Origin of the sequence: Microbacterium sp., from assembly GCF_036566905.1 — a bacterium.
In the GTDB taxonomy this organism is placed as follows: domain Bacteria; phylum Actinomycetota; class Actinomycetes; order Actinomycetales; family Microbacteriaceae; genus Microbacterium.
In genome coordinates this window covers 1-2,201 of the sequence record NZ_DATCVK010000165.1, presented here as the reverse complement: position 1 = coordinate 2,201, position 2,201 = coordinate 1, and the positions used below count along the sequence as shown (strand labels likewise).

The 2,201-nt window shown below is 66.9% G+C and carries 6 protein-coding genes; 3 read left to right on the top strand and 3 right to left on the bottom strand.

The annotated features are described in order from the left end of the window. Together VIP82_RS12420 and VIP82_RS12415 are read right to left on the bottom strand one after the other, a co-directional pair. Positions 1-119: DUF6458 family protein (locus VIP82_RS12420; protein ID WP_331909006.1), on the bottom strand; the 119-nt coding region annotated here is incomplete at its 3' end. Between the two features lie 43 nt (positions 120-162). Then, the gene (locus VIP82_RS12415) at positions 163-345 is read right to left on the bottom strand and encodes a CsbD family protein (protein ID WP_331909004.1); all 183 of its coding nucleotides are present in this window, start codon (positions 343-345) and stop codon (positions 163-165) included. A gap of 161 nt (positions 346-506) precedes the next feature. Here VIP82_RS12415 and VIP82_RS12410 point away from each other — a divergent pair, with 161 nt between their 5' ends. Both VIP82_RS12410 and VIP82_RS12405 read left to right on the top strand, forming a co-directional pair. Next, positions 507-734 (top strand): hypothetical protein, encoded by a 228-nt coding sequence (locus VIP82_RS12410; RefSeq protein WP_331909002.1) that lies wholly within the window; start codon positions 507-509, stop codon positions 732-734. A gap of 55 nt (positions 735-789) precedes the next feature. After that, a complete protein-coding gene (locus tag VIP82_RS12405) occupies positions 790-1,509 on the top strand; it encodes a hypothetical protein (RefSeq protein WP_331909000.1) in 720 nt (239 codons plus the stop codon). A gap of 24 nt (positions 1,510-1,533) precedes the next feature. On the opposite strand, the gene VIP82_RS12400 is transcribed toward VIP82_RS12405, so the two are convergent. Beyond that, positions 1,534-1,839, bottom strand: coding sequence for an NIPSNAP family protein (locus tag VIP82_RS12400; RefSeq protein ID WP_331908998.1), 306 nt, complete (start codon positions 1,837-1,839; stop codon positions 1,534-1,536). Between VIP82_RS12400 and VIP82_RS12395 the strand changes: the two genes are divergently transcribed. Continuing rightward, positions 1,732-2,201, top strand: a 470-nt coding sequence (locus tag VIP82_RS12395; RefSeq protein WP_331908996.1) for a helix-turn-helix domain-containing protein, incomplete at its 3' end; no start/stop codon positions are given. The genes VIP82_RS12400 and VIP82_RS12395 overlap by 108 nt on opposite strands.

Here is a 2,201-nt window from a genome sequence, read left to right as displayed (position 1 = left end):
CCCGCGATCATCAGGATGTAGCCGACGAGATCGAGGTCGATCCAGTCGACGGTGACGTTCAGCGCGAACGTGAGAACCGCGCCGATCGCCACGAGCAGAATGCCGAGGCCGATGCTCATGTCATGTCCTCCGGTTCAGTCGTGGGGCGGATGAACAGCTGGACTACTTCGTTCCGTCCTCGAACGCGTCCTTGACCTTGTCGGCGGCCTGCTTGGCGTCGGCCTTGACCTGGTCGGCCTTGCCTTCGGCTTCGAGCCGCTCGTTGTCGGTCATCTTGCCGACACCCTCCTTGACCTTTCCGGTCATTCGCTCAGCGGTGTTGCCGATGTCGTCCTTGGCGCTCATGGCGTCCTCCTCGGGAATCGATACCGCCGGCGCACCTGTTCAGCGCGTCGGCTTCCTCCACGGTAGGCAGGGCGCCATCCGGTCGACAACGGGTTGACAAAGCCCGCCGGGGGCACTTACTGTCGCGCGCGGATGTCGGTGGGTGCTGAGACACTCTCACTATGACGACGATCGAACTGCGGGAGACCCGGCACCTCGCCGTGGGCGACACGCTCATCAGCGTCTCCGGCAGCAGCTACGAGGTCACGAAGCTCGTGCGCGTCGGCCGAGGCATCCGCGTGCACTACCTCTCCGACGACGGCGCAGCAGGGCGCTTCACGGCCGCTCCCGAGGCGGTCAGTCGCGTGCTGGGCGGCGTGCGCGGCACGGCGACGCAGCACGTCGCCTGACCCCCTTCGGAAATCGTGGCGGCCGGGGGCTCCCGCAGCACCATATGATCTCGTCGTGGAATCCATCGCCGCCCGTGCCGCACTCAGCCTCGACCCGGCGGCCACGCTGAGCCCCGAGCGCATCGAATCGGCGTATCGCGCCGCCGCTTGGGCGCGGCATCCGTCGCGATACTCCGACGCCGAGAGCCGGCACGCGGCCGAGCTGTGGGCGGCGACGCTGCAGCAGGCGCGCGCGACCCTGCTGGCCGAGAGCGCTGCATCCGCGTCCGCGAGCGCTGCGGGCCCTGCGCCACGTCGTGGCCTCTCGAAGGGCTGGATCGCCGGCATCGTCGCTGGTGCATCCGTCGTCGTCATCGGGCTCATCGTCGGCCTGGTGTTCGGCGTCACCGGGCTCACGGAACGCCTGACCGAGCTCGCCGAGCCGCAGCTGGAAGGCGGTTTCGACTCCGAGGCGGTCGACCACTACTCCGCCCCTGAGACGATGTTCACCTTCCCGGCCGCGCTCGAGCACTACACCGACGACCGCTACATGGAACAGTGCTCGTTCGAGTTCGAACAGTGCTGGGTGTCCGGCATCATTCCCGAACGCGACTGCGAGATCATGACGGTCACGGTCGGCTACGCGTCCGACAACGAACAGCTGACGCCCGACCACATCGAGACGCTGAGGTTCTCCGACATCGTCGGCGGCGAGACGGTCGCCGCGGTGTCCGGCAACGACGACTATTCGCTGTCATGGGTCGTCGACGTCGTCTGCCACGACCAGACCGAGTAGCTCGAGCGGCGCGAGCGCAGTGGCTCAGTCGAAGACCGGCGAGAGGAACCGTCGCTCGTACCGCCGGATGCACTTCGTCTCGACCGCGTACTCGTACGCCTCGATGCACTCGGGATCGTCGGCGGCGGCGAGTCGGTACTGCTCGTAGTCGGCGAGCGACGGGAAGGTGAAGAGCGCGAACGCCTCGTCGCTGTCCCCCTCGCTCGGGAGGAAGTAGCCGTGATGCATGCCGCCGAGCTTGTTGACGAGGCGGATCCAGCGCTCCCCGTATTCGCGGAACTCCGCGAGCTTGTCGGCATCGATCTCGTAGCGCAGGTGCACGGTGATCATCAGGGGCGACTCGTTTCTGTCGGCAGTGAGCCCTGCAACGCGCAGAGCCCGCAACGAGTATCCCGGTGCCGATGCATCCCAGTCCAATCCACGGTCGCGCTGCGTGACAAGCCGTGTCGATGCCCCGACTCACGTACCCTGAAGACCGGGCCGCGATTCGCGCGGACCGACGAGAGGCTCCCCGTGAACATCACCCTGCTTCGACGATTCGTCGCAGTCGCCGAGGAGTTGCACTTCCCGCGTGCTGCAGAAGCCCTCGGCATCCCGCTCGCTTCGCTCTACACGTCGATCGAGAAGCTCGAAGCCGAGGTCGGGCACCCGCTCTTCACCCGGCAGGGCGACACCCAGCTGACCAAGGTCGG

Excerpts from the sequence above, each read along its gene's own strand:
- VIP82_RS12400 (WP_331908998.1), bottom strand. The coding sequence starts at position 1,839 with ATGATCACCGTGCACCTGCGCTACGAGATCGATGCCGACAAGCTCGCG.
- VIP82_RS12415 (WP_331909004.1), bottom strand. The coding sequence starts at position 345 with ATGAGCGCCAAGGACGACATCGGCAACACCGCTGAGCGAATGACCGGA.
- VIP82_RS12410 (WP_331909002.1), top strand. The coding sequence starts at position 507 with ATGACGACGATCGAACTGCGGGAGACCCGGCACCTCGCCGTGGGCGAC.